The sequence below is a fragment of the Peribacillus frigoritolerans genome, from assembly GCF_001636405.1.
Taxonomy (GTDB): domain Bacteria; phylum Bacillota; class Bacilli; order Bacillales; family DSM-1321; genus Peribacillus; species Peribacillus frigoritolerans.
Window position 1 is genome coordinate 2,375,589 of the sequence record NZ_KV440950.1, and the last position, 24,627, is coordinate 2,400,215.

Annotated in this window: 24 protein-coding genes and 1 other RNA gene; 18 read left to right on the top strand and 7 right to left on the bottom strand. The window is 40.6% G+C overall.

What is annotated here, in order from left to right; all coding sequences use genetic code 11:
* Nucleotides 1-63: 63 nt before the first annotated feature.
* Nucleotides 64-951: a LysR family transcriptional regulator gene (locus A6755_RS11615; protein WP_174878709.1), complete on the bottom strand. Its 888-nt coding sequence runs from the start codon at nt 949-951 to the stop codon at nt 64-66.
* A 164-nt stretch (nt 952-1,115) separates the two neighbouring features.
* Here A6755_RS11615 and hpaB point away from each other — a divergent pair, with 164 nt between their 5' ends.
* On the top strand, nt 1,116-2,588 hold the full coding sequence (gene hpaB, locus A6755_RS11620; protein ID WP_034307911.1) for a 4-hydroxyphenylacetate 3-monooxygenase, oxygenase component: 1,473 nt from the start codon (nt 1,116-1,118) through the stop codon (nt 2,586-2,588).
* Nucleotides 2,589-2,664: 76 nt separating this feature from the next.
* On the opposite strand, the gene A6755_RS11625 is transcribed toward hpaB, so the two are convergent.
* The 3 genes from A6755_RS11625 to A6755_RS11635 are packed head-to-tail and all read right to left on the bottom strand — an operon-like array spanning nt 2,665 to nt 4,638.
* Nucleotides 2,665-3,051 (bottom strand): 5-carboxymethyl-2-hydroxymuconate Delta-isomerase, encoded by a 387-nt coding sequence (locus A6755_RS11625; RefSeq protein ID WP_034307909.1) that lies wholly within the window; start codon nt 3,049-3,051, stop codon nt 2,665-2,667.
* 4 nt (nt 3,052-3,055) lie between these two features.
* Nucleotides 3,056-3,853 (bottom strand): fumarylacetoacetate hydrolase family protein, encoded by a 798-nt coding sequence (locus tag A6755_RS11630; protein ID WP_063590714.1) that lies wholly within the window; start codon nt 3,851-3,853, stop codon nt 3,056-3,058.
* Nucleotides 3,850-4,638: a fumarylacetoacetate hydrolase family protein gene (locus tag A6755_RS11635; RefSeq protein ID WP_063590715.1), complete on the bottom strand. Its 789-nt coding sequence runs from the start codon at nt 4,636-4,638 to the stop codon at nt 3,850-3,852. Before A6755_RS11635 ends, A6755_RS11630 begins: the two co-directional genes overlap by 4 nt.
* A gap of 504 nt (nt 4,639-5,142) precedes the next feature.
* Here A6755_RS11635 and asnS point away from each other — a divergent pair.
* The 4 genes from asnS to A6755_RS11655 all read left to right on the top strand — a co-directional run bounded on the left by asnS (nt 5,143) and on the right by A6755_RS11655 (nt 8,460).
* Nucleotides 5,143-6,435, top strand: a complete 1,293-nt coding sequence (gene asnS / locus A6755_RS11640) for an asparagine--tRNA ligase (RefSeq protein ID WP_054400296.1) — start codon at nt 5,143-5,145, stop codon at nt 6,433-6,435.
* Between the two features lie 114 nt (nt 6,436-6,549).
* The gene (locus tag A6755_RS11645; protein ID WP_053535560.1) at nt 6,550-7,245 is read left to right on the top strand and encodes a DnaD domain-containing protein; all 696 of its coding nucleotides are present in this window, start codon (nt 6,550-6,552) and stop codon (nt 7,243-7,245) included.
* Between the two features lie 22 nt (nt 7,246-7,267).
* Nucleotides 7,268-7,924, top strand: a complete 657-nt coding sequence (gene nth / locus A6755_RS11650; protein WP_034307902.1) for an endonuclease III — start codon at nt 7,268-7,270, stop codon at nt 7,922-7,924.
* Nucleotides 7,921-8,460, top strand: a complete 540-nt coding sequence (locus A6755_RS11655; protein WP_063590716.1) for a YpoC family protein — start codon at nt 7,921-7,923, stop codon at nt 8,458-8,460. The genes nth and A6755_RS11655 overlap by 4 nt, the downstream gene beginning before the upstream one ends.
* A 44-nt stretch (nt 8,461-8,504) precedes the next feature.
* Here the strand turns inward: A6755_RS11655 and A6755_RS11660 are convergent, their stop codons facing one another.
* Nucleotides 8,505-11,267 (bottom strand): PBP1A family penicillin-binding protein, encoded by a 2,763-nt coding sequence (locus tag A6755_RS11660; protein WP_063590717.1) that lies wholly within the window; start codon nt 11,265-11,267, stop codon nt 8,505-8,507.
* Between the two features lie 26 nt (nt 11,268-11,293).
* On the bottom strand, nt 11,294-11,905 hold the full coding sequence (gene recU / locus A6755_RS11665; RefSeq protein ID WP_034307899.1) for a Holliday junction resolvase RecU: 612 nt from the start codon (nt 11,903-11,905) through the stop codon (nt 11,294-11,296).
* Between the two features lie 141 nt (nt 11,906-12,046).
* Between recU and A6755_RS11670 the strand changes: the two genes are divergently transcribed.
* The 4 genes from A6755_RS11670 (at nt 12,047) to A6755_RS11685 (ending at nt 14,719) form a co-directional block, all read left to right on the top strand.
* Nucleotides 12,047-12,988, top strand: a complete 942-nt coding sequence (locus tag A6755_RS11670) for a DUF2515 family protein (protein ID WP_244889659.1) — start codon at nt 12,047-12,049, stop codon at nt 12,986-12,988.
* Between the two features lie 356 nt (nt 12,989-13,344).
* Nucleotides 13,345-13,620, top strand: a complete 276-nt coding sequence (locus A6755_RS11675) for a hypothetical protein (RefSeq protein ID WP_048688368.1) — start codon at nt 13,345-13,347, stop codon at nt 13,618-13,620.
* Between the two features lie 69 nt (nt 13,621-13,689).
* Complete coding sequence (locus A6755_RS11680) at nt 13,690-14,058, top strand: YppE family protein (RefSeq protein WP_034307893.1); 369 nt, start codon at nt 13,690-13,692, stop codon at nt 14,056-14,058.
* 76 nt (nt 14,059-14,134) lie between these two features.
* Nucleotides 14,135-14,719, top strand: a complete 585-nt coding sequence (locus A6755_RS11685; protein WP_377307353.1) for a YppG family protein — start codon at nt 14,135-14,137, stop codon at nt 14,717-14,719.
* Between the two features lie 70 nt (nt 14,720-14,789).
* Here the strand turns inward: A6755_RS11685 and A6755_RS11690 are convergent, their stop codons facing one another.
* A complete protein-coding gene (locus A6755_RS11690; RefSeq protein WP_034307891.1) occupies nt 14,790-15,242 on the bottom strand; it encodes an Hsp20/alpha crystallin family protein in 453 nt (150 codons plus the stop codon).
* Nucleotides 15,243-15,383: 141 nt separating this feature from the next.
* Here A6755_RS11690 and A6755_RS11695 point away from each other — a divergent pair, with 141 nt between their 5' ends.
* The 9 genes from A6755_RS11695 to A6755_RS11735 all read left to right on the top strand — a co-directional run bounded on the left by A6755_RS11695 (nt 15,384) and on the right by A6755_RS11735 (nt 24,593).
* The gene (locus A6755_RS11695; protein WP_063590720.1) at nt 15,384-16,145 is read left to right on the top strand and encodes an alpha/beta fold hydrolase; all 762 of its coding nucleotides are present in this window, start codon (nt 15,384-15,386) and stop codon (nt 16,143-16,145) included.
* A gap of 123 nt (nt 16,146-16,268) precedes the next feature.
* Nucleotides 16,269-18,545 carry a DEAD/DEAH box helicase gene (locus A6755_RS11700; RefSeq protein ID WP_063590721.1) on the top strand — a complete coding sequence of 759 codons (2,277 nt, stop codon included), beginning with the start codon at nt 16,269-16,271 and terminating at the stop codon, nt 18,543-18,545.
* A gap of 36 nt (nt 18,546-18,581) precedes the next feature.
* Nucleotides 18,582-19,838 carry a ribonuclease H-like domain-containing protein gene (locus tag A6755_RS11705; RefSeq protein WP_063590722.1) on the top strand — a complete coding sequence of 419 codons (1,257 nt, stop codon included), beginning with the start codon at nt 18,582-18,584 and terminating at the stop codon, nt 19,836-19,838.
* Nucleotides 19,839-20,289: 451 nt separating this feature from the next.
* A complete protein-coding gene (locus A6755_RS27555) occupies nt 20,290-20,853 on the top strand; it encodes a CotD family spore coat protein (RefSeq protein ID WP_244889660.1) in 564 nt (187 codons plus the stop codon).
* Nucleotides 20,854-20,919: 66 nt separating this feature from the next.
* Nucleotides 20,920-21,471: an SLOG family protein gene (locus tag A6755_RS11715; RefSeq protein WP_063590723.1), complete on the top strand. Its 552-nt coding sequence runs from the start codon at nt 20,920-20,922 to the stop codon at nt 21,469-21,471.
* A 198-nt stretch (nt 21,472-21,669) separates the two neighbouring features.
* On the top strand, nt 21,670-21,981 hold the full coding sequence (gene gpsB / locus A6755_RS11720; protein WP_034307876.1) for a cell division regulator GpsB: 312 nt from the start codon (nt 21,670-21,672) through the stop codon (nt 21,979-21,981).
* A gap of 80 nt (nt 21,982-22,061) precedes the next feature.
* Nucleotides 22,062-22,451, top strand: an RNA gene (rnpB, locus tag A6755_RS11725) — RNase P RNA component class B.
* 599 nt (nt 22,452-23,050) lie between these two features.
* A complete protein-coding gene (locus A6755_RS11730) occupies nt 23,051-24,199 on the top strand; it encodes a THUMP domain-containing class I SAM-dependent RNA methyltransferase (protein WP_048688389.1) in 1,149 nt (382 codons plus the stop codon).
* A gap of 193 nt (nt 24,200-24,392) precedes the next feature.
* Nucleotides 24,393-24,593: a cold-shock protein gene (locus A6755_RS11735; protein WP_063590724.1), complete on the top strand. Its 201-nt coding sequence runs from the start codon at nt 24,393-24,395 to the stop codon at nt 24,591-24,593.
* The last annotated feature ends 34 nt before the right edge of the window (nt 24,594-24,627 follow it).

A 24,627-nucleotide genomic window follows, 5' to 3' on the forward strand; every position in this document is an offset into this window, starting at 1 on the left:
ATGGATAAAGAAATTCGAACAAATACAAAAGAGTACTAGAAAGAGGTACAGGTGCACTAATATTCAAGGATAACTGGGCATTCCTTCAGAAAATGTTTCTAGGAATTTGACGGCGCCTTTGGAAAGATAGCGTTCTTCGAGCCAAATAAGGGCAGCTTCCGATTGTACTTCACAATCTATCAATTCGACTATTTTTATCCCCTGGGTTGAAAACGATTTGGATGTGGTACGTGGCATGATGGTAGCGCCTACTCCTTCCTTCACTAAAGATAAGATCATGGCAGCATCAGGACATTCACATACAATCGTAGGGTCAAATCCATGTCTTAGGCATTCATCCAATATAAGTTCGTAAGTACCTTGACCGCTAACCCTATGCAGCAATAAAAGGGGATATTCCTTAATTTGTTTGAATTCCATCGAGTCTGGGATATCCCAATCTTTTGGGGTGACAAGCACAAAATCTTCCGGCGGAAGGTTAATCGATGAGAATTGCTTACCGTTAATAGGAAGCCTTACAATGGCCAACTCGATTTCCCTGTTTATTAAGCCTTCTGTCAAACGGAACGTATCACCTTCCATTAACTTGAAACGAATGTCAGGGTATTTAACCCTAAAGGTTCTCATCCTTTGCGGAATGTAAGAAAAGCAGGTTTTTACTGACCCTATGGAAAGAGTACCCTTTACCCCTTTACTGACTTCCTTCACTTCCAGTAGTGATTCTTCGAACTGGATTAATAGAGCTTCAGCTTTTTTATAAAGGACTTTGCCAGTTTCAGTGAGTTCAAGTTTCTTTCCATTCCGATCGAAAAGTTTTTCACCGATTTCCATTTCCATTAATTTAAGTTGCTGGCTAAGGGGCGGTTGAGCCATATGTAATTTTTTTGCGGCTTTGGTTACTTGCTCTTCCTGAACGATCGTCACAAAATACTTTAATTGCCGGATGTCCATTATATACACCTCATACATATGATTTACATATACATATTGAATTTTTTAAGTATTATATATATATCATAACATATGGTATATTTTGTTATAGGAATTAATTCAATATTTGGAATTTATTTAATTGTAAGCGCTTCATTAAATTAATACTAAAGGGGGATGTAAGCATGCCGGCTAAAACAGGTAAAGAATATATCGATAGGGTAGACAAAGCAAAGGCGAATGTATGGATCAATGGAGAGCAAGTAAAAAATAAGATCAGTCAACACCCAGCTTTTAAAGGGGTCATGAAATCACAGGCCGAATTATATGATTTGCAGCATGATTCCGCGAAAACTGACATCATGACTTATATTTCACCAACTTCAAACGAAAGAGTAGGGACCTCATTCATGCAGCCGCGGACTAAGGAAGACCTTGAAAAAAGGAGGAAAATGATTCAAGAATGGGCAAGGCATAATAATGGAATGATGGGACGTTCCCCTGACTATATCAACAGTGGGATGATGGCGTACGGTACTGCAGCTGATATGTTCGGCACTCAGGATTCGGCATTTGCTAAAAATATGAAAGATTATTATGAGCTCTGCAGGGAAAAGGACTTGTCGTTGACACATACCCTGATCCAACCCCAGGTTAATAGGGGAGTTAGTGCCGCAAAGCTTCCGGACCCTTACATCGCTGCACGGATTGCTGGCAAGAATTCAGAAGGGCTTATTATAAAGGGGGCTAGATTATTAGCTACACAAGGAGGAATAACCGATGAAATCATGGTATTCCCTTCCACATTGCTTAAACAATCGGAAGAAGAAAACCCTTATGCATTCGCATTCTCCATACCAAATAATACACCAGGGTTGAAATTCATCTGTCGTGAATCATTCGACTATGGCAAATCACATTTTGACCATCCTCTTGGTTCAAGATTTGAGGAAATGGATACGATTATCGTTTTTGATGATGTAGTCGTTCCTTGGAATCGGGTATTTGCATATGGGGATGTCGGCATTTGCAACCAGGCTTATAATGAAAGCAATGCGGTTGTTCATATGACCCATCAGGTGGTAGCGAAGAATATCGCCAAAACCGAGTTCATTCTGGGGATTCTGCAACTAATGGTGGAAACCATCAATATCGGGCAATACCAGCATGTTCAGGAAAAAATCTCGGAAGTCATCATAGCGCTTGAAACGGTAAAGGCTTTCATAACAGCTTCGGAGGCAAACGCGAAAGTGGATAAGTGGGGAATGATGACACCCGATTTCACACCTTTAAACATAGCCCGTAATTATTATCCGAAGATTTACCCTAGATTCAGTGAAATAATGCAGCTTCTTGGAGCTAGTGGCTTAATGGCGATACCAAATGAAGCCGATTTCAATTCGGAGCTTCGACCGGATTTGGATAAATATCTTCAAGCTGCGAATGGTGGAGCCTATGACAGGGTTAAATTGTATCGTCTCGCATGGGATGTATGCATGAGTTCATTTGGATCCAGGCAAACGCTGTACGAAAGATTCTTTTTTGGGGATCCGGTCCGTATGGCTAGCGCTTTATATAACGGCTATGATAAACAGGAATATGTGGACCGTGTCAAGGAGTTCTTGAACCGTACTGAAAACCTTGCAGAAATCAACTGAGCCCGGTAGCACTGGCAAAACATATAAATTTAAAGGCCTTCCCGATGATGGAAGGCCTTTAAATATGAAATATTGTTCATTTATTATATCGATTATGGATATTATTCTTTTTATATGTGCCAAAATCACTGAATTCCGTAAGTTCCATGGAGAGGGCAAGATATCTTTTTGAAAAGAGGGATGCCAAATGGGACTCCATCGTTTCGAAAAGGTGGTCACATACTTTTGTTTTATCACTGTCCTGGCGTCCGGCGCCAATTTTTAGTATGGCATGAACAAAAGCATCATCCTCTGTACCATCGGCAACACGATAATGCTTCAATTCAATGGCCCGGGATCGAATCCCGCCAATTGGAAAGATGGAGGGATAGGATATCAGTACATCATTCACCTTTCTTAATAAGCCGTCAATCTGGATTTCATCTTTGATATTATCCGTATATTCAATAATTATATGAGGCATATGATCAGTCCCTTCCATTGTGGATATTCAGATGAGGCCGATCCCCGATTTCAGTAAATACATCGTCCCCGACTATTGTGCTAACGAGTTTTCCGATACCTTCAATTTCAGTGATGATTTCATCGCCTACAGCAGTATCCGCCAAGCCTTCAGGTGTGCCTGTCAATATGATATCGTTTGGACTCAATGTCATGAAGCTGCTGAAATATTCAATTAAATCAGCAATGCCGAAAATCATGTCTTTAGTGTTGCCTTGCTGAGTCAATTTTCCGTTGACGTAAGTTTTGATGGCAAGGTTCGAAGGATCTGGAATATCTTCGGCATCGACTAGCCAGGGACCAATGGGGGTGCACGTATCGCGATTTTTGACCTTTAAATTGGGCCGGTAGTAGTTCTCCAGATAATCCCGTATTGCATAATCATTTGCAATCGTATATCCACTTACATAATTAAAGGCTTCTTCCTTTTTTATGTTCTTCGCCTTTTTACCGATTACCACTGCCAGTTCACATTCATAATGCATATAAGCGGCATCAGCAGGCCGCCTTGTCTGTCCCCGGTGGCCGATGAATGTATTGGGACCTTTTAAGAATGCAAGGGGTTCTTCCGGGGCTTTAAAAGCTAGCTCCTTCGCATGGTCTGCATAATTCAAGCCAAGCGCGAAGACAGTTCGTGGTTCCACAGGGGGAAGCCAGACAACGTCCTGCTCATTGACAAGCCGGCCATCCGCCAATTGGAGCTGGCCATGATATTCACTTGCTGGATGTATGGCACCTGCATAGGCTACACGTGCTCTCTTCATAAAATCCCCTCCAGTGATAATTTTTCCTCGGAAATGATCGTATTTTCCAAATAACCGATTTCGTCTATTTCTATCCTGACTTGATCATTGGCTTTGGCCAGCGGTGCATTCTCAGGAACTCCAACTAGAAGGACGTCACCCGTACTCAAGGTCATGAAGTCCGTTACATCCTCAATAAGCCGGGGGATGGAGCGAATTAGATTTGAAGTTGAATTTTCTTGCCTTAGCTCTCCATTAATATATACACGAAGTCCTAAAGAATCGGGGGTGGAGATGGATTCCTTGGATACGACCCATGGACCGATCGGGCAAAATCCATCACGGGCTTTATGGCGGATAGCAGGACGGAAAACGCTTTCATGGGGAATGCTAATATCATTGGCGATCGTAAAACCTTCTATATAATCCGAGGCATGTTCTTTCTTGACTCTTGTCGCCGTTTTACTGATCACTATTCCAAGTGCGGCCCCGATTTCCAATTCAGGTATGCCTGTTGGAAGGGGAACTGGATTTGAATAAGAAGAAAACGTGTTTCTAGGTTTAATATAAAGGATCGGCCCTTTAGGGGGTTCATTATAAGGCGGTTGGTCGATCTTTCCCTTCAATGCTTCCAATGACCCTTTATAGTTTAATAATGTTCCATATACCGTTCCGGAAATAGGGTTATCAAACTTGATTCGTGATACCTCATGCTTAACACCGTTCATTAATATATAGCGGTTCGACAGTATTTCCACTTCTTCTGAGTAATCTGACTTTTGGAGTTTCACTCTTGCTTTTGCCATGGCACTCACCCCTTGATTTTTTAATTAATCATATATGATATCGTATATGATTTTTTGTTTAAGTTCAACATATTTAGATTATTCAGTATAATTAGACAAAAAATGTTAGAAAAAACCTGGGTTTCAACAGAAAAGCCCCCTGGAACATTTAGTTAGTATGAAGCTAGGAGTTCAAATTGAAAGATTATGAATGGGGATATTCCGATGATGAATGGTAAAGAGTATTTGATTACCATTGGTTGATTGGATTCAATCCTTTGTTTAATATTAGAAATGTCGGCCTATGCATATACCGAGATGATTTTACTGTAATAAGAGCATGGGCATTAGTGAAAAGTAATTTACCATGCAATCTGGCGAATACGCGACAAAAACATAATAAGAATGATATAAAAGGCATGGAACCTCCGCTTCAATTGATTTATTTGCTTGTAAGCAGGGCTATGGGTATAATAAGTAGAGTAAATTCATTAGTAAGTTAAGTTATTTTTGGAGGTAAATTCCGTGAAAATTACAATAAAAGATGCTAGCAAATTCGTCGATCAAGAAGTAACCATTGGAGGCTGGCTTGCCAGCAAACGTTCCAGTGGGAAAATTGCTTTCCTTCAAATACGTGATGGCTCTGGTTTTATTCAAGGGGTGGTCGTGAAAGCTGAAGTGGGAGAAGAGATTTTCGCTCGTGCGAAATCGGTTTCGCAAGAGTCATCCTTGTATGTAACTGGTGTCATTCAAAAGGATGAACGCTCGCCGTTCGGTTTTGAATTACAGGTGAAAGATATTGAAATCATTCATGAATCATTGGATTATCCCATTACACCTAAAGCGCATGGTCCTGAATTTTTAATGGATAACCGCCATTTGTGGCTGCGTTCAAAACGGCAGCATGCAGTCATGAAAATCCGGAATGAAATAATCCGTGCTACATATGAATTCTTTAATGAAGAAGGCTTCGTTAAAGTGGATCCCCCAATTTTAACGGGAAGCGCACCAGAGGGAACTAGTGAATTGTTCGCGACTAAATACTTTGATGAGGATGCATACCTTTCACAAAGTGGTCAACTCTATATGGAAGCGGCTGCCATGGCACTTGGGAAGGTATTTTCCTTTGGTCCAACCTTCAGGGCAGAAAAATCCAAAACAAGACGACACTTAATCGAGTTCTGGATGATTGAACCAGAAATGGCTTTCATCGAATTTAAAGAAAACCTGGAGGTCCAGGAGAAATTCGTTTCTTCCATCATCCAATCCGTATTGAAAAACTGTGAGCTTGAGTTGAATACACTGGGCCGTGATACATCGAAGCTTGAACAAATCCAAGCTCCTTTCCCGCGGATTACATATGATGAAGCCATTAAGTTCCTTCATGAACAAGGATTTGATGATATTCAATGGGGTGATGATTTTGGAGCTCCGCATGAAACTGCGATAGCGGAAAGTTATGATAAGCCCGTTTTCATAACTCATTACCCAACCAAAATCAAACCTTTCTATATGCAGCCGGATCCTGACAGGGAAGAAGTCGTTCTTTGTGCCGATTTGATCGCTCCGGAAGGATATGGAGAAATAATTGGCGGTTCAGAACGGATTCATGATCAGGAATTGCTTGAACAGAGAATCAATGAGCATGGCTTGAGCGAAGATGCTTACAAATGGTATATGGAATTAAGAAAATATGGCTCTGTGCCGCATTCAGGCTTCGGTTTGGGATTGGAACGCACCGTAGCATGGATCAGTGGAGTCGAGCATGTCCGTGAAACCATCCCGTTCCCACGTCTATTAAATCGATTATATCCTTGATTCCGTTATGAAGCGGTTATCTTGCCTATTGGCAGATAACCGTTTTTTGTTAAAATTATAAACTTATTCGATGAGCCGTATTCATGTTATACTAAACCAGAGGTGTCCAAAAACATGAATAAAGAACATTTATATGCGTGGTTTAAGGAAGGAACGATAACGATTCCATCCTTTTTGTTGACTAACTATAGTGCAATGGGACTGAATGAACAAGAAATGGTCCTATTATTACAATTGCAAAGCTTCATCGATAAAGGTAATCATTTCCCTGCACCCTCCCAACTTTCTGACCGAATGACATTGCAGGAAACGGAATGTCTATTCATGATCCAGCGTTTGGTCCAAAGGGGATTTGTTGAAATGGTGGTTGAGGGGAGCCAAGAAATCGGACAGGAAAAATATTCGTTGTCTCCACTGTATGAAAAAATGATGGACTGTTTCTTGAAAACTTTGAAACAGGCAGAGTCTGCAGAAATTCAAAAAGCGGGGGAGAGCCTTTATACGATTTTTGAACAGGAGTTCGGCCGCCCTTTATCTCCCTTTGAATGTGAGACATTGGCAATGTGGATGGAGGATGACCATCAACCTGAAATCATTAAGTCAGCTCTGAGGGAGTCTGTCATTTCCGGAAAATTGAATTTCCGATACATTGATCGAATTTTATTCGAGTGGAAAAAGAATGGAATTAAAACCTTGGAACAGGCAAGGGAGCAAGGACAAAAATTTAGAGTTCATCAAAAGAGGGACCGAAAGACGGAAACTGCACAACCATTGAAAGATGTGCCTTTCTATAACTGGCTCGAGCAGTAATGTAAATTGAAGGAGAACCGATATGTTGAATAAAGCTCAAATTCGATATTGTCTGGATACGATGGGTGAAATGTTTCCGGATGCCCATTGTGAGCTGAATCACTCCAATCCATTTGAATTGGTGGTTGCTGTTGCCCTGTCAGCTCAGTGTACGGATGTATTAGTCAATAAAGTGACGAAGGATTTATTTCAGAAATATAAAACGCCTGAGGATTACATAAGCGTTCCGATTGAAGAGTTGGAAAATGACATTCGCTCAATCGGTTTGTTTCGTAACAAGGCTAAGAATATACAAAAGCTGTCGCGCATGCTGATCGAAGAATACGGTAAGGAAGTTCCGAGAGATCGTGATGAGCTTGTTAAATTGCCTGGCGTTGGCAGAAAGACGGCGAATGTAGTCGTTTCCGTTGCTTATGATGTGCCGGCGATCGCTGTGGATACCCATGTAGAGCGTGTTTCCAAGCGCCTGGGATTATGCCGTTGGAAGGATAGTGTCCTCGACGTTGAAAAAACGCTGATGGCTAAGATACCAAAGGATGAGTGGTCCGTTACGCATCACCGCCTGATATTCTTTGGACGCTATCATTGCAAGGCCCAGTCACCAAGATGTGAAACCTGCCCGCTTCTCGATTTATGCCGTGAAGGAAAAAAAAGAATGAAAAGGAAAGAAGCCAATTGACGCAGTCCATATCATTAAAAGTCCCTGAAGAATTGGCCCATCATTTGTTTTTTCCTGAAAAGGAAACCATCTTGGAAAAAGAACGATATGCAGTTTGGAGTGAAACGATTCCATTCGAGGCTTTCCCGTATGAGTTACTTTATTATAATAATGTAGAAGCCTATGCTCCCTGGACGAAGGGGGCAATGCATGTAAAGGAACTGCTGAAGAGTTGGAAGGGAATTGATTCCGAATGCAGATTGCTATATTCTGAGCGAAAAGCGGGACAGACCTTGGGACTCATGAAGCAGGGGATCGGTTTATTTTTAACCGCAGTCTTCTGGATGCATGGGCAGCCAGTGGCATTGAATGATATCCGGTGCCAAATACAATCCTTTAACAATATTCCGGTGAACATGGATGAAAGGCTTTCTTTCATCCTTGCCAGACCCGCTTTTTTTCATTCTTATAGACAGCTCAGTGAGTTGTTCCGAGAATTTGAAAAACAATATGTAAAGTTCATGATCAAAAATAAGAACAGCCAAAAAAACGTCTAAGCCAAAAGCTTAGACGTTTTTTTTAGGTCAATCTTCATATATATTTATTCGGTATCTTGGTTTGGATCTGGGTCCGGATTAGGATCGGGATCAGGGGTCTCGACTGGTTTTTCCTCTTCTACCGTTCCAGGGTCAGTGGTATCATCCCCGCCCTCGACATCCTCTCCATCATTGCCATTTCCGTCATCCGTGTTGTTGCCATTACCATTACCATTACCATTATTACCATTGTTGCCATTGTTGCCATTGCCATTATTGTCGTTATTGCCATTATTACCGTTATTGTCGTTATTATCGTTATTGCCGTTTTCGCCATTGTTATTTTTGTCTTCGTCTTGTTTATCCTCTTCGCCTTCAGCAGGAGTTTCTTGTTCCGGATTTTCACCTTCGGCAGGATCTTCAATTTCCTCGTCCTCAGTATCCTCAGGGACTACCGCTTCAGCAGGTATTTTGACAGATGTACTCGCAGGATCACTTTGTTGGTTATCCACTAGAGCTACCACTGAGAAAGTATATTTACTTCCAGGGGTTGGATTAGGGATCGTTAAACTAGTATCCTTCGATTTTTTCAATACGCTCTGTGCTCCGCCGTCCACGGACATCTTAACCTCGAATTGGGTATTCCCATTACCTTTAGGATATGACCATGATAAATTGATTTCATTGCTTTCCTGGTTGTAAGAAGCGTTAATGCCAGGAACGTCGATTTTTTCATATTCTGTCGTCACTTGTGTAGGCTCGTGACCTTTAACATAATATTCATAAGTGATTTTACTGCTTGGTGTATATTCATTGGCTTTAACAGCTGGATTCGAACCTTTGATGACTCCAACCTTCACAACACTGTCAGGTTGATCAAAGTCTTTCGTTTCTTTTGATTGGGCCATATGTTCCATTAAATTCTTAAAGATGAATTTAGGGATCCTTTGAGATGATTCACCCAAATATTCCATTTGCTCACCAGATGCATTATCATAACCAGCCCAAACCGCGACTGTATAATTGGTTGTATAACCCGCCATCCAGCTATCCTTTACACCCGAAGATGGGATGTTGTTCGCTGCACGCTGTTCAGGCGTGAAATTGGTTGACCCGGTTTTACCGGCTACCGGGAGGCTAGGGATATTGGCTAACCTTCCTGTTCCATATGGTTCTTTCATGACGCTTTTCAACATGTCCGTCACGATGAAAGCTGTAGAATCTTTCATGACCGGTTTTGATTCCGTCTTATTTTTGATGGTTGTTTTATCACGTAAAACAATCTTTTTCACACTATGCGGTTCATTATAAATGCCATTGTTTCCGAATGAACTGTATGCACCGGCAAGTTCAAGTGTAGAAACATCCTTACCGCCGCCCAATGCTGCCGATTCGGTAATTTCCTTGTCGAAAGGAATCCCAAGATCAGTGGCAAAATCACGTGCCCGGTCCAAGCCGACTGCTTGAAGCGTTTTTAAGGCAGGAATATTTAATGACCGTGCCAATGCTTCCCGAGTCGTTACAGTGCCATAATGTCGTCCGGAAGCATTTTTAAGCGGTGTTCCATTACTGTAAGTGTATTCCTCATCCTTGATTTGGTGGTAGGTGGACCAATTTAAATATTCCACGGCAGGACCGTAATCCAGAATCGGCTTAATGGTTGAACCAGGTGATCGCTTGGCATCCGTTGCATAATTCCAGCCGCGTTTAACCGTCGTATTCCTGCCGCCGCCCACTGCTTTAATTTCACCAGTTTCTGTATCGAGTAATGTGACTCCGGCTTGGAGATCTTTACTAGGATAATTGATGATTTCATCACTGTTCAACATGTTATAAACATATTCTTGGGCATCTTTATCAATGGTCGTCTGGATTTCCAAACCATCGGTAAATACGTTATAGTCACCCATATCTCCGACTTCCTCAATTACCAAATCGATGAATGCATCGTATGCGGTCGTATCGATTTGGCTCTTATCGATTTCTTGAAGTCCTTCTGTTATATCGATGCTTTGTGCATTTTTCATTTCCGTTTCAGTGATATATCCATGTTTGTTCATTAAGTGCAGGACAATATCACGGCGTTCTTTCGCACGTTCAGGGTATTTATACGGGTCATACCTGCTTGGGCTTTGAGGTAATCCTACAAGCATGGCCGCTTCGTTCAATTTCAATTCGTTAAGATCTTTTCCATAATAAGTTTGCGATGCAGTTAAGATCCCGTTGGCACGGTTTGCAAAGAAAATCTTATTCACATACATTTCGAAAATTTCTTCTTTTGTATATTTTCTTTCAAGCTGTATGGATAGCCACATTTCCTGGACTTTCCTTTTAATGGTCTTATCAGGCGTTAAATAAGAACGCTTGATGACCTGCTGGGTCAATGTACTTGCACCCTCTGAGCCGCATCCGTTTTTGACGTTGGCTATGACGGCACTGCCCAGACGTAAGAAATCGACCCCGTGATGCTCATAAAAGCGGGAATCTTCCGTTGCCAGGAAAGCTTCTTCGACAAGATCGGGTATGTCTTCATAATTTACATAATCCCGGTTTTCCTTTCCGATTTCAGCAAGTAATTTACCATTTTCATCGAGAATCTTGGATGTGACCGGATCTTTTAAAAGCTTGTCGTCAAGTTCTGGAGCGTCGCTTATAAAATAAGCCATTGCAGCTCCTCCGGCAACCAGGCCTATTATTCCGATTGTAACAAGTATAAGGAAAATGCGCTTAAGCATATTGGTTGGCTTTTCAGGACCTTTATTCTGTCCCTTTTTTTGAGTCTGCCCCTGCTTTCGGCGTTCTTCTCTAGTATTATATTTTTCAGCCATTACAGCTAACCTGCCTTTCTAAAAAACTAAAAATTTTCTGAGATGAGCGAATCTACTACTTTAATATAGTCAATTCTCGGTTGAAAGCCAAGAGTAATCTTTCGTGAACTGCTTTCAACCTCTTGAAGAGTTATAGATTTGCGTCCGCCTTCTTTCATTCTCTTCCAATAAAAACTCAGTTGTTCGGAACTCATTAAATATATATCATCCATTGCGGAAAACCGGATGATGACAAACGCAATTCCGTCATGCTGAACGATATGCTTCATATGTTCAATTTGATGGTCATGAAAATTCTTCAGCGGGAACGAACTGCTGTTTTTCGTTTCCTTTGCCTCAAAATCAATGTACTTTCCTTTATAAACACCATTATAATCGGTGGTCGATGCTTGTTTGAAATAAGCTTCTTTAATGACTGCAGCACTTCTTTTCGGATAGTGGACATCGACAATTTGTATGGGTGTCGGTTTTTTATGGATGACGGCAATGCCGTGTGCTAAATAATACTGATTGGTTTCGTTCAAATCGTCTTCCAATGTTTTTCCCCGGTTGCTGTAACTGATTTTTTTTAGTGGACTTTTCTTTTCTTCCATAGCCTGCGGTACAAATCTTCTTCCGTTGGGATAATGAAATGCCACTTTTACCCCTCCTTTTTTTCACTTATCTATATTAGCAAAAAAAGAATCCAATATGTGAATAAAAAGAATTGTTTCTTAGAACGATAGGATTTATGTACAACTATATGTCACAATTCATCGCTATAGAAAGGCTAGATGCGAATGTTAAAGACGGAAAAGCAGTTGCTCCAATCCATAAAAGCCCAAACTGAAAAAGGGAATAGGGATAATATATCAAGAACGAAAGCATATGAACAATTTTTTAGAATCCACCCAGAAATACAATGGTCTTTTTTAGCCGGTATGGTTTCCAGGAATGCAGGCTGGAATATGTGTGATCTTGAAGGGATTTGGTTTACCAATTTACTTGGCCTTAAATACAGGCATCAATTATTCCTAACGTATGAAGAAGCCAACTGGAGAATATTCCAAGATGCATATCCGCAATTACTTCTCTATCATTATTCGACGAAATATGGACGTCCATTGTTTCACTTATGTCATTATTTTTTTATTACCAAATTCATGAAGAACGAATGGTATTCCTTTTGGAAATATGGAAATCGTGAAAAATTAGTCACTGCGCTTATCATAAATGAACAAAACATCATTGAAGAACCGGTTATTAAAAAGCAATCCTTCGTTTTTCATTCTCTGTTATTTTTCCTGCAGGACTGGATGCATTTTAGCACCGTTTTATTTCCTACTTGCAATGGAGAACTGTATGGATCGTCCGTTGCGCATTTTAGAAATATCGATAAAAGGATTGAATTGGGGAAAAGGTTGGCTGGGCTTTTATTTTCTGAAGATTTATTTCCACTATTTTATGAATTTTCCTGCAGGACTGAACCAACGGGTGCCAGATATGATTATGAACAATATCGAAAAAAGCCTAGATACCATGAAACCCCGATGCTAAGAGGAGTATATCCATTGATTCATCATCAAGCAGGGGAGACAGAGCAATGGGATATGAAAAAAAAGGTTAAAAAAAAATGGTTCATTGAACCCAAATGGGAAAAAGACCCGCATTTGACGGAATGGTATGATCATAAACAAAAACAGCTGCACACGGCAGCAATAATCAAAAATTGGATTTTATAATAGGAAACAGGGAAGGCGTCGATGAAGCCTTCCCCTGTTTATCGTTCAGTATTTATTACTTACGTAGAGGGGCGGTTTTCTCCACTAAGTTTCGGGTTTCCTGTTCCTGCCTCTTTAGTGGGCGGCTTTTGTCGTTTTTCGTTTTTCTGCTGTCTGCTTTCATTCGACTGCATAAAATCACCTCCTTTCTGTATTCTTGTTTAAAACTCCATTCTTCATTCTGCCATTGTTGTCGAAGGGCATAATAAATTAAGTGAATTGCACTTTCTTTGCCGATTCGCTTCTAGTTTTGTCAGTCATGAAGGGCTTTCAGATAAAAAAAAGAATAGTACAGGTAAAGAATGGGAGGGATCAGCATGGTCAATAAAAGTGTCGCAACAGAAGAGATATTAAGGATGATAGCTGAGATCAGTACCAGCCTGGATCGTTTGGAAATTTCATATGGGGAAACTGTAAATACAGTGCGGTGTAAACTATGGGCGGAACAATATACTTTGGTTAATGAAGCCCAGGAAGCCATTGAGAAAGCCGAGGATTATTGGGTGAATGCTGAAGGTGTGAACCACTCCTTTTCCATTGTTCCGGAAAAAACAATTATAAAACACAAGGTTTTCACTGAATTGCACGTATAATCCTCAGGAATTTCATTTTATGGAGAACTGGATTATACTAAGGGAAACAAATGTACGGAGGAATATATTGTGCAAAAAGAAAAACTGCAGCTATTAACAGAACAATTGATTAAATATACGGAGCAGGCAGATGATATTTATGAGGGTGTACGCCTGGAAGGAAAGGAAAAGGATTTCTTTTCGGAAGTAAAGCCGTTTGCAGATCAGGTCAGGACCGTATGCATCGAATGGGAAACAGGAATGAAGGAGTGGATGAAAGAAACCGAATTTAGGCATCTTTTCCCCGAGCAAATCGAACAAACCGCCCATAACCTTTCTGATGTGGCCGTTCAGGCATTTTTTCCTAAAACAAGTTATAAGCGATTTAAAAGCCATGTCCAGTCGATCGAATTCATCCTTAATAATGTAAAAACGGAAATCGATCGGATTTTATCATAAAAACATCTACACTTTATTCCTTCTTTTTTCATATATTATCAGAACCATGTAATGAAAAAGAGGAGGGCTTATTGTGATGATGAGATCCGGTTATAACCAAATCTCCCCAAATCAAGGACAGTTTCCTCAATCAATGTCGGAAAATTGGGGAGGATACCAACAGCCAATGCCGTATCCTCCGCCAAATAATCATAATCTTGAACAACCATTTATGTATCCATATCATCACCAGGATACAGGGGGCTATATGACGCCATATCATGATCCTTATCAGCAGGCAGCGTATCACCCATTTCAACCAGTCCCGCAGCAGGCGATGCCCGTGGGAGCTTATCCGGGCAACAGTGTTATGCAGCCATTGGCACAAATGCAGCCAATCCAGTCCAATCTTCAGCCGCAAGCTTTTAGTCCGTTCGCAAATCCGTTACAGCCAGCTAAAAGACCTCCGCAAAGTCAGCAGCAGGCTCATAATCCATATCCAAAACAGCAGTTCATGCAAAAACCCCAGCCATCGGGTTTCAAATCGGTCATGAATCAATTCAAAACACAAGATGGCTCCATGGATATAACGAAGATGATGAACACAGCTGGACAAATGATGAATACAGTTTCCCAAGTATCTTCAATGGTCAAAGGAGTGGGGGGCTTCTTCAAAGCATAGATGGAGAATAAAAGAAAAAAGCAGACTTACAAGTGACCAGCCACTTTTTTAAGTCTGCTTTTATTCATGCCTAATGGATTTCAATCCGATTCCCCCTGATTTTGGGTAGGTGAAGTGTGAGGATGCCATCGCGATGTCGAGCGGTCACATTTGCTTCATCAATCGGTTTTGGAAAGGAGATGGTTCTTGAAAGAGTACCGGCCGGAACTTCCTTTTGGAACAATCCTTGATTTTTATGCTTTCCATCTACATGCTTTGCAGATATGGTTACGGCATGGGACAGTACATCAATTGATATTTGGCTGCGTGGAATTCCGGGCAAGGTGGCAGTAAGGGTATATTCTGAATGCGTTTCGTGAATATCAACCGGAAAGCTGCGTTCTTTCGCCGAACCGAAGAAATCGTCAAGAGATTTCAGCATGCCTTTAGGAGGCCTTTCGGAAAACAGCCGATCCATTTTGTTAATGAAATGGGAAAAGGGTTCCATTCGATTCCGGTTATTATTTTTTTCAGAAGAGGTCATCACGGTGCTCCTTTCTAAAAAATTCCTTTGCCTATAAGCTATGTGAGGAATGAAGAAATGTGAATGGACTGTTGGGTTTCAGATTCAGGTCCATAGGGAATAACGGTACTGAATGATTAATAAAGGAAATGAGGGATTAATATGACAGATAGCAAGCTTTCCTACATAGATGCCGGGAAAGGAAAGGAGACATTGTTGTTTATCCATGGATTTTGCGGAAGCCATGAATATTGGAGTGACATCATTGCTGGATTAAAGGAAGAATACCGGGTTATTGCCGTTGATTTACGGGGACATGGTGCAAGTGAGGAAATAGGGGAGTCATTCTCGATTGAAGATATGGCTGCTGATATTGCGTCATTTTTGGAAGAACTGGAAATCGGACAGGTATATATGTTTGGTCATTCGCTTGGGGGATATATCACCTTGGCATTCGCAGAAAGGTTTCCTGGGAAATTGTCTGGTTTTTCATTGGTGCATTCCACCGCTTTCCCGGATGATGAGACTGGAAAGGCAGGGCGCTTAAAATCAGTCGAGAAAATCGAAAGTGAGGGTATCCCTGCTTTCATTGACGGACTTATACCAAAGCTTTTCGCTCATTCCGATGATCCCAATATTGAACATACAAAGGAAATCGGATATAAAACAAGTGAAATTGGTGCGATAGGGTCTTTACATGCCATGAGGAACAGAATGGACAGAAATCATGTTCTCAAAGATACGAAGTTGCCTGTCCTTTTGGTTGCAGGTGAAAAGGATAAGGTGATTCCCGTTGAAAAAACCTTTTCTGTAAAAGGGAGCCATATCAATGAAGTAATACTTAAGGGCAGCGGCCATATGGGAATGTTGGAAGCTCCAGGCAGACTAATTGAAGAAATCATTCGCTTTGTCGAGAAGAATTAAGTGAAAAAAATGACCGGGCTGGAAACGAGATGTTGACGTTTCCAGCTTTTTTTTTTGAATAGGAAATAGTTTCCCTTTTGCATAGAACGTTCATTCGGTAGAATAGGAGGATGAGGTGGTTAAATGAAACTGCGAAAAAATTTACTGGAAGTCATAAAGGATCTAAAAACAAATGAAGATTTTAAAGAAAATATAGTACATTGGCAAGTCATTGAAGCAAAAGAGGCAAAACATGTTCCCTTTCCCGAAGCAATGAATGATAAGATCAAGCATGCTCTTGAAATACGGGGGATTAATGGGTTGTATACCCATCAGGCAACTGCATTTGATACTGCTGTCAGCGGCAATAGCCTTGTAGCGGTGACCCCCACAGCTTCTGGTAAAACATTATGCTATAACTTGCCGGTCCTTCAAAAAATACTGGAAGATGAAAAAACCAGGGCGCTTTATATTTTTCCGACAAAAGCACTGAGCTATGATCAAAAAAGCGAATTGACTGAAATGATCCATGAAATGGATGCTGAAATAAATAGTTATACATACGACGGGGACACACCTTCAAATATCAGGCAAAAAATCCGCCAGGCCGGACATATCGTGATCACCAATCCTGATATGCTCCATTCAGGAATCCTGCCCCATCATACGAAATGGGTCTCTTTATTTGAAAACTTGAAGTATGTGGTCATCGATGAACTTCATATTTACCGCGGCGTTTTCGGAAGTCATACAGCCAACGTCATTAGAAGGTTAAAGAGGATTTGCAATTTTTATGGAAGCGACCCTGTATTCATCTGTACTTCCGCTACGATCAATAACCCAAAAGAGTTGGCAGAAGAGCTTACGGAAAAACAAATGGTCCTTATCGATAATAACGGAGCCCCGAGTGGGAAAAAGCATTTTGTGTTTTACAATCCCCCAATAGTCAATAAACCGCTGAACATACGCAGGAGTGCGGTTTTGGAAGTCAGGAAGCTGGCAAATGAATTTTTGAAAAATAAAATTCAAACCATCGTTTTTGCCCGAAGCAGGGTTCGTGTGGAAATTCTATTGACATATCTACAGGAACTTGTGTCAAAGCAATTGGGGCCAAAATCAATCAGGGGCTATCGCGGCGGATATTTGCCAACACAGCGTAGGGAAATTGAACAAGGCCTTAGGGATGGTTCCATTTATGGAGTGGTATCCACAAATGCACTAGAGTTGGGTGTCGATATCGGCCAGCTTCAGGTTTGCATAATGACTGGTTACCCAGGATCCATATCGAGTGCCTGGCAACAGGCGGGACGGGCAGGAAGAAGACATGGTGAAGCATTGATCATCATGGTTGGCAGTTCCAGTGCCCTTGATCAATATATCGTACAGCATCCTGATTATTTCTTTACCAGAAATCCAGAAACGGCAAGAATCAATCCGGATAATCTTTTGATCCTGGTTGATCATGTGAAATGTGCAGCATATGAGCTGCCATTTAAAAAAGGCGATACATTTGGGAAAACAGAGATTATGGACGTTCTTGAATTCCTTACAGAAGAAAGGGTCTTACACTTGAATGGGGACAAATGGCATTGGATGAATGATGCTTTTCCTGCAAGCAATATCAGCCTGCGTTCAGCGGCACAGGAAAATGTCGTGATCATCGACCAAACGAATGCACCGGTTAATCGGGTCATCGGGGAAATGGATACGTTCAGTGCAATGACCCTTCTCCACGATGAAGCCATTTATTTGCACCAGGGAATTCAATTTCAAGTGGAAGAACTTGATTGGGATGAAAAGAAAGCTTATGTACGAGAAGTCAATGTGGACTATTATACGGATGCTAACCTTGCTGTCCAGTTGTCTGTATTGGAAGTCGATAAACAGCGAACTTTCGCTTCCACAGCAGCTGCTTTTGGTGATGTCGCAATCCGGGCAATGCCTACGATCTTCAAGAAAATCAAATTCGAAACTCATGAAAATATTGGTTCAGGACCAATCAGTCTTCCGGAGATGGAGCTGCATACGAGTTCGGCCATGCTTTCCATGGATTCTGATATATTCAATTGGGACGAAAATCGAATAGAACAAGGAATGATAGGAGCCTCCCATGCACTGAATTACATGATTCCGCTATATGTTATGTGCGATCCGCATGATATCCATGTGTATCCGCAGGTTAAGGCAGCGCATAATGAAAAACCGACCATTTTCATCTATGATAGTTATCCGGGTGGCATAGGGTTAAGTGATAAAGTATATGAAAACTCTGAAGTCATCCTGATGGAAACAATATCAATGATCGAGAATTGCACTTGTGAAAGCGGCTGTCCTTCCTGTATTGGAACGGAATCCGCAACGAAAACAGCCAAGAGTGATGCCAATCAATTATTAGGTCAATTTTGTAAGCAAAAACATTAATAGATTACAGGGATCCGTGAAAAGAGGTGTAATTTCATGTCTTTAAAAAATAAACTAAACCGTATGAAAACCCATATGAACCTAGAGAAACATACTTCTCCTATAGAAGTAATTGACCAGAAAGAAAATGAAGAAATTCCTTACTTTGAAAAGTGGCTGGAGAACGATACCGTTTCCTTTCATTTCGATGGTGACTATTGTTTCATTAGGGAAGTCCGCTACCCTATAAATCACAAACACGGCTTATATGCATTTTCCGAGCTGAAAAAGGTCGTAAAAGAGTGGAATCAAGCTTCATTTGAGCATCCACTCTCCGCCAAGGGCGTTAAAAGTGAAGATCTGTTTTTCTTCGATACGGAAACGACAGGGCTTGGAGGCGGAGCAGGCAATACCATTTTTTTACTTGGCTATGCGTATTTAGAAGGTGAAGAAGTTGTCGTGAAGCAACATATCCTTCCGCAGCCAGGAAGTGAAATCCCGCTTTATCAAAGCTTTCTGGAAAACATCAATTACGAAACCCTTGTCACATATAATGGTAAATCCTTTGATTGGCCTCAGCTAAAAACAAGACATACCTTGATAAAAGAACATGTACCAAAACTACCGGAGTTCGGACATTTCGATTTGTATCATGCTTCAAGACGCCTTTGGAGAAACAAATTGGAGCGAGTGAAATTATCTGCGGTAGAAACAGATATTTTAGGTGTACATAGAGAGGATGATATTCCTGGATATTTGGCGCCGATGATTTATTTTGATTTTGTTGAGAGGAAGAATCCGGAAATTCTGTTTGGGATCATGAAGCATAATGAATGGGATATCTTATCACTGATCACATTGTATATTCATTTGTCCCGAAAAATCCTCCAAATCGATGGATATACGGAAGAGTCCATGGAGATTGCACGATGGCTCGATTATTTGGGGAAAAAAGAGGAGTCAGTTGAGACATATCAAAAAATATTGGAAGCGGGAAGTGAGGAAGATCGGATAATGGCTGGTCATGCCTTAGCTTTCCAGAAAAAGAAGCTAAAACAATTCAATGAAGCTTTAGAGATTTGGAAGGAAGTTGCCTTAAAAGGGAATGTGCAAATAAGGATACAGGCACAGATTGAATGTGCAAAATTATACGAACATCAATTTAAGGAAGTCGGTCATGCTCTAAAATGTTCAATAATCGCCCATCAAGAGATGGTAAAAGAAGGGGTCACTCAGGAAAAAAAACAATTGGAATTGGAAAAGAGGATTCGGCGGCTCAAAAAGAAAGAAGGTTCAAAGGATATTTCTGTATAAAATAAAGGAATGAGAATGGTCTTTTAGTGCAAAAGGATGAAAATAAAAAATATGTATACAATTATTGTAGCCTTCAACTATTGTGTGTAAAATGGAAAGAGTTGAGGGTGAAATTCCAAGTGTTCATTTCATACCTTTACATCAAATAAAATTAAGGTGAAAGCGGAGCGGAGAAATGTATAAAACGACTTTATTTCTATTTTTTGTTGTCCTTTGTTTAACGATTGTTTTATTTACTTCATTAAAAGACAGTCTCTATTCCTTTTTGTAGAAATCACCCTCTATATTTGAAGAGATAGCATTCATATAATAGTGTACTTATCGACAGCCATACATCGTTTTATACTTATTCTGTATAATTAGGTCATTTCATCAGTACACGTATCCCCTTTTTTTCATAGTCTGTAATGGTAAGACTAAACTTATCATGATGAAAGGGGACGTATTATAAATGTATTTTCGTAATTGTGGAGGAAATAAACCCCATGTAATGGGAGCATCCAACAATGTAATGGGCGCACACAGCAATGTAATGGGCGCATCCAACAATGTAATGGGCGTACACAACAATGTAATGGGCGCACACAGCAATGTAATGGGCGCACACAGCAATGTAATGGGCGCACACAACAATGTAATGGGCACACAAAACAATGTAATGGGCGCATCAACCGGTAAAAAAAATTCAAACGTAATGGGAGCGTCTGACGTAATGGGAGCCTATAGTCCAACGGCTGTGTCTCCAGCGCAATATGGTCCAACACAAACATCTCCATCTCAAGTTGCCCCAGCGCAAGTCTCTCCAACACAGCAATATGTCAATACGAATGTATCGAACACAGTGATTCCTGTCGTTCATCCATCACATACTACAAATGTCAATAAACATGTGAACACGTTTAAGCATTATTTCCCGCATACTCAATCCGTTGTGAACGAGTGCTATAATCAACACTTGATCTGTGGAAGGCCGCCGCATAACCCAGGCTGTCCGCCTAGGCATTTTGGATACTAAAAAATAAGGGCTTATTAAGCCCTTGTTTTCGTACATAATCATGTTATAAGGGAGATTGACTATGTAATGAAGGTTTTATATATGACCGGCTACAAAGCTTTTGAATTCGGGATATTTAAAAATGACCATGAAGCCGTAAAATATATAAAGAAAGCGATGAAACAACGTCTCCTGCCATTGGTGGAAGATGGGCTGGAATGGGTGATCATCTCAGGTCAGTTGGGTACGGAACTATGGGGTGCCGAAGTGGTTTTCGAATTACAGGAAGAATTTCATCAGCTAAAATTAGGGGTGCTTACTCCTTTCCTGAAACAGGAAGAGTCATGGAATGAAACGAATCAAGAGTTTTACCGATCCATATTGGCCCGTGCCGATTTTGTTGAATCCATTTTCAACAAACCATATGAAGGACCCGAACAGCTTAAAATCAAAAATAGGTATATGGTCCATAAAAGCGATGCCATGCTCATCATTTTCGAAGCCGAAAAAGAAGGATCAGCCCGATATCCTTATTTCGAAGCGATGAAAAAAGCTGAAACACAGCCATACCCCATCTTTCAGATAAACTTTGATGATTTGCAATCGGCTGCGGAAGAAGCGAGATGGTCCGAAGAATGAGAGAAAATAATTATGGATTAAAAGTTGTTTCTAAAGCATAATCATATTATTATGAAATTTAGATACAGTTTTATTGGGAATACATACCGTTCACTGAAACAGTAAGATACAAAAAGGTGTTTCGTTGACAAACCCAAGCAGATTTGAAAAAATAATAAAAAGTCGATTGTATTGGCGAAAGTATTGAGGTGAAGTCTTATGCTATCCGATAAGATAAAATTAACGGCTAAAGATATTCTTGAAAAAGATTTTAAAACAGCCATGCGCGGGTATAAACCTGAAGATGTGGATCAATTCCTGGATCTGATCATTAAAGATTATGAAGTGTTCCATCAGGAAATTGAAGATCTTAAACAAGAAAATCTTAAATTGAAAAAACAAGCCGACGAGAGTACGAAACGTCCAAATCAACCTGCTCCAAGTGCTACCCCGGGAACTACTAACTTTGACATCCTTAAACGGTTATCCAACTTGGAAAAGCACGTTTTTGGTAACAAGCTTTTTGATTGAGGTTTTGCATTGTAAAAGTAAAAATTATTGTGGTATTGTGTTTTCGTGAATAATGGAGTATAATCAATTATGTTATGTTAACGTTTGGGTAATTGCTGCTGCATTTATGCAGTAGAGGAAAGTCCATGCTCGCACGGACTGCGATGTCCGTAGTGTTCGTGCCTGGCGAAAAAATAAGCTTGGGCAGCAATCTTGGATTGCTGACGGCTGGGAAAATGCCTAAGTCCTTTTGGATATGGCATGAATACCTATAAAAGTGCCACAGTGACGTAGCCTTTACAGAAATGTAAAGGGTGGAACGAGGTAAACCCCACGAGCGAGAAACCCAAATTAATGGTAGGGGCGCTTTCTTCCTTGGAAATGAACGAGGAGAAGGACAGGAGCACATGCTTCTGTAGATAGATGATTACCGCCGAAGTACGAGACGCGAGTCGCTTGCAGTACTGAGGAACAAAACATGGCTTACAAAACGTTATCATATTACACCAAAAGCACAACTCTCCTTTTAAAAGGAGAGTTTTTGTTTATGGAGATTGCCCTAATATAAAAAGATTGGGCATTTCCTTTTATTTTTCGTTTTCTGAAACTCCGCTGTGTTAAACTTAGAACTTGGCAAGTTTTTCATACCATTCGAAAAGTGTACAGCGTAAAGAAAAGGCATGAATGAAGTCTTCGGAAACGGTGTTAAAAATAGTGTTGGAATGTTAAGCATTCCTTGATTCTGGGTATCCTATTTATAAAGGTTCCTTAACTCTTCTGTTAGCTGAAGGCGGATAATGGATGGGAACCATACATAATTGGTTTGGATGATTTCAATCATATAATTGCAGCGAGTGGGTGCATAATAGAGTAAAGCTTTTATTTAACGGTAATCCATAGACGTTCCCGCTATATGATCATGATAGAAGCTAGGCCAACAATGAAGAATTCTAACGACAAGATAATGGTAGTGGACCTTTCAAATAAGGTTTATGTAAAAAATCAATGCCTGCTTCTAAAAATACATAAATGAAGAAATTCGCGAAAAGGTGCCATTGATTTGGATTAATGGAAAGAAGGTGCAGAATTAATGAAACAATTCGATATTATCGCAACATCAGCAATGGGATTGGAATCAATTGTTGCCAAGGAGGTTCGGGATCTTGGTTACGATTGTCAAGTCGAAAATGGTAAAATAACGTATAAAGGGGATCAATCCGCCATTGCCCGCTCTAATTTATGGCTGCGCACTGCCGATAGGGTAAAAATTAAAGTCGCGGAATTTAAAGCATATTCATTTGATGAGTTGTTTGAAAAAACAAAGGCATTGAATTGGGAGGATTACTTATCGGCCGATGTCGAGTTCCCCGTGAGTGGAAAATCCGTTAAGTCAAAGCTATACAGTGTCCCTGATTGTCAGGCAATTGTCAAAAAGGCAATTGTTGATAGATTGAAAAGTAAATACAAGCAAGTGTCTTGGTTTGCCGAGACTGGTCCTTTGTTTAAAATTGAAGTATCTATTTTAAAAGATGTTGTGACACTTACCATAGACACTTCAGGTGCAGGTCTGCATAAACGGGGATATCGAACCGGGCAGGGGGAGGCACCTCTTAAAGAAACATTGGCGGCTGCGTTAATCATGCTGACCAATTGGAAAGCGGATAAACCTTTCATAGATCCATTTTGTGGATCTGGAACGATTCCCATCGAGGCGGCCTTAATTGGTCAGAACATAGCACCTGGGTTTAATAGGGAATTCGTATCTGAAACTTGGTCATGGATGGACAGCAAGGTTTGGGATGAAGCACGGATCGAGGCTGAAGATTTAGCGGATTATGATCAGTACTTGGACATAACCGGCTGTGATATTGACCATCGAATGGTCGATATAGCTAAAGCTAATAGTTTTGAAGCCGGTCTTGGTGATCTGATTGAATTCAAACAAATGCAGGTGAGGGATATCTCAACCAGGAAAGAGTATGGTGTCATTGTCGGGAACCCGCCTTATGGAGAACGTCTTGGCGAGAAAAAAGCGGTTGAGCAGATGTATAGGGAAATGGGCCAAGCCTTCAAGAAGCTTGATACTTGGTCAGTATACATGATTACCTCCAACCCTGACTTCGAACAGCATTATGGTAAGCCTGCAACGAAAAAAAGGAAATTGTTCAATGGTTTCATCCGTGCTGACCTTTATCAATATTGGGGGAAAAGGCCGCCAAGACAGCCTCAAGGTGAATAAGTAGGTAGAATATAACGGAGGATTTTGCTAGTCAGGACGATTTATTCATAATAGGTTCCAGTCTTGCTTATCATTTCCTTTTCTGTTATTCTAATAATGAATTATTTTTGTTCAGATTTAAGGAATACCTTAATATTCTTTTGAACAAGGATAGTAATATAATGTGTGGAGAACACACTAGGAGGCAACAAAAATGGAACAAGGTAAAGTAAAATGGCTTAACGCAGAAAAAGGTTTTGGATTCATCGAACGTGAAGGTGGAGACGATGTATTCGTACATTTCTCAGCTATCCAAGGCGAAGGTTTCAAAACTCTTGAAGAAGGCCAAGACGTTACATTTGATGTAGAACAAGGTCAACGTGGACCACAAGCATCAAACGTAAACAAAGCTTAATTCAACCCTATATTATTTACAGACAGGCTCTCTT

Excerpts from the sequence above, each read along its gene's own strand:
- A6755_RS11630 (WP_063590714.1), bottom strand. The coding sequence starts at position 3,853 with ATGAAGAGAGCACGTGTAGCCTATGCAGGTGCCATACATCCAGCAAGT.
- A6755_RS11730 (WP_048688389.1), top strand. The coding sequence starts at position 23,051 with ATGAAACAATTCGATATTATCGCAACATCAGCAATGGGATTGGAATCA.
- A6755_RS11670 (WP_244889659.1), top strand. The coding sequence starts at position 12,047 with ATGTTAAAGACGGAAAAGCAGTTGCTCCAATCCATAAAAGCCCAAACT.
- gpsB (WP_034307876.1), top strand. The coding sequence starts at position 21,670 with ATGCTATCCGATAAGATAAAATTAACGGCTAAAGATATTCTTGAAAAA.
- A6755_RS11715 (WP_063590723.1), top strand. The coding sequence starts at position 20,920 with ATGAAGGTTTTATATATGACCGGCTACAAAGCTTTTGAATTCGGGATA.
- nth (WP_034307902.1), top strand. The coding sequence starts at position 7,268 with ATGTTGAATAAAGCTCAAATTCGATATTGTCTGGATACGATGGGTGAA.
- A6755_RS11645 (WP_053535560.1), top strand. The coding sequence starts at position 6,550 with ATGAATAAAGAACATTTATATGCGTGGTTTAAGGAAGGAACGATAACG.
- A6755_RS11685 (WP_377307353.1), top strand. The coding sequence starts at position 14,135 with ATGATGAGATCCGGTTATAACCAAATCTCCCCAAATCAAGGACAGTTT.
- A6755_RS11705 (WP_063590722.1), top strand. The coding sequence starts at position 18,582 with ATGTCTTTAAAAAATAAACTAAACCGTATGAAAACCCATATGAACCTA.
- A6755_RS11635 (WP_063590715.1), bottom strand. The coding sequence starts at position 4,638 with ATGGCAAAAGCAAGAGTGAAACTCCAAAAGTCAGATTACTCAGAAGAA.
- A6755_RS11735 (WP_063590724.1), top strand. The coding sequence starts at position 24,393 with ATGGAACAAGGTAAAGTAAAATGGCTTAACGCAGAAAAAGGTTTTGGA.
- A6755_RS11660 (WP_063590717.1), bottom strand. The coding sequence starts at position 11,267 with ATGGCTGAAAAATATAATACTAGAGAAGAACGCCGAAAGCAGGGGCAG.
- A6755_RS27555 (WP_244889660.1), top strand. The coding sequence starts at position 20,290 with ATGTATTTTCGTAATTGTGGAGGAAATAAACCCCATGTAATGGGAGCA.
- A6755_RS11700 (WP_063590721.1), top strand. The coding sequence starts at position 16,269 with ATGAAACTGCGAAAAAATTTACTGGAAGTCATAAAGGATCTAAAAACA.
- A6755_RS11625 (WP_034307909.1), bottom strand. The coding sequence starts at position 3,051 with ATGCCTCATATAATTATTGAATATACGGATAATATCAAAGATGAAATC.
- hpaB (WP_034307911.1), top strand. The coding sequence starts at position 1,116 with ATGCCGGCTAAAACAGGTAAAGAATATATCGATAGGGTAGACAAAGCA.
- A6755_RS11675 (WP_048688368.1), top strand. The coding sequence starts at position 13,345 with ATGGTCAATAAAAGTGTCGCAACAGAAGAGATATTAAGGATGATAGCT.
- A6755_RS11690 (WP_034307891.1), bottom strand. The coding sequence starts at position 15,242 with ATGACCTCTTCTGAAAAAAATAATAACCGGAATCGAATGGAACCCTTT.
- A6755_RS11615 (WP_174878709.1), bottom strand. The coding sequence starts at position 951 with ATGGACATCCGGCAATTAAAGTATTTTGTGACGATCGTTCAGGAAGAG.
- A6755_RS11695 (WP_063590720.1), top strand. The coding sequence starts at position 15,384 with ATGACAGATAGCAAGCTTTCCTACATAGATGCCGGGAAAGGAAAGGAG.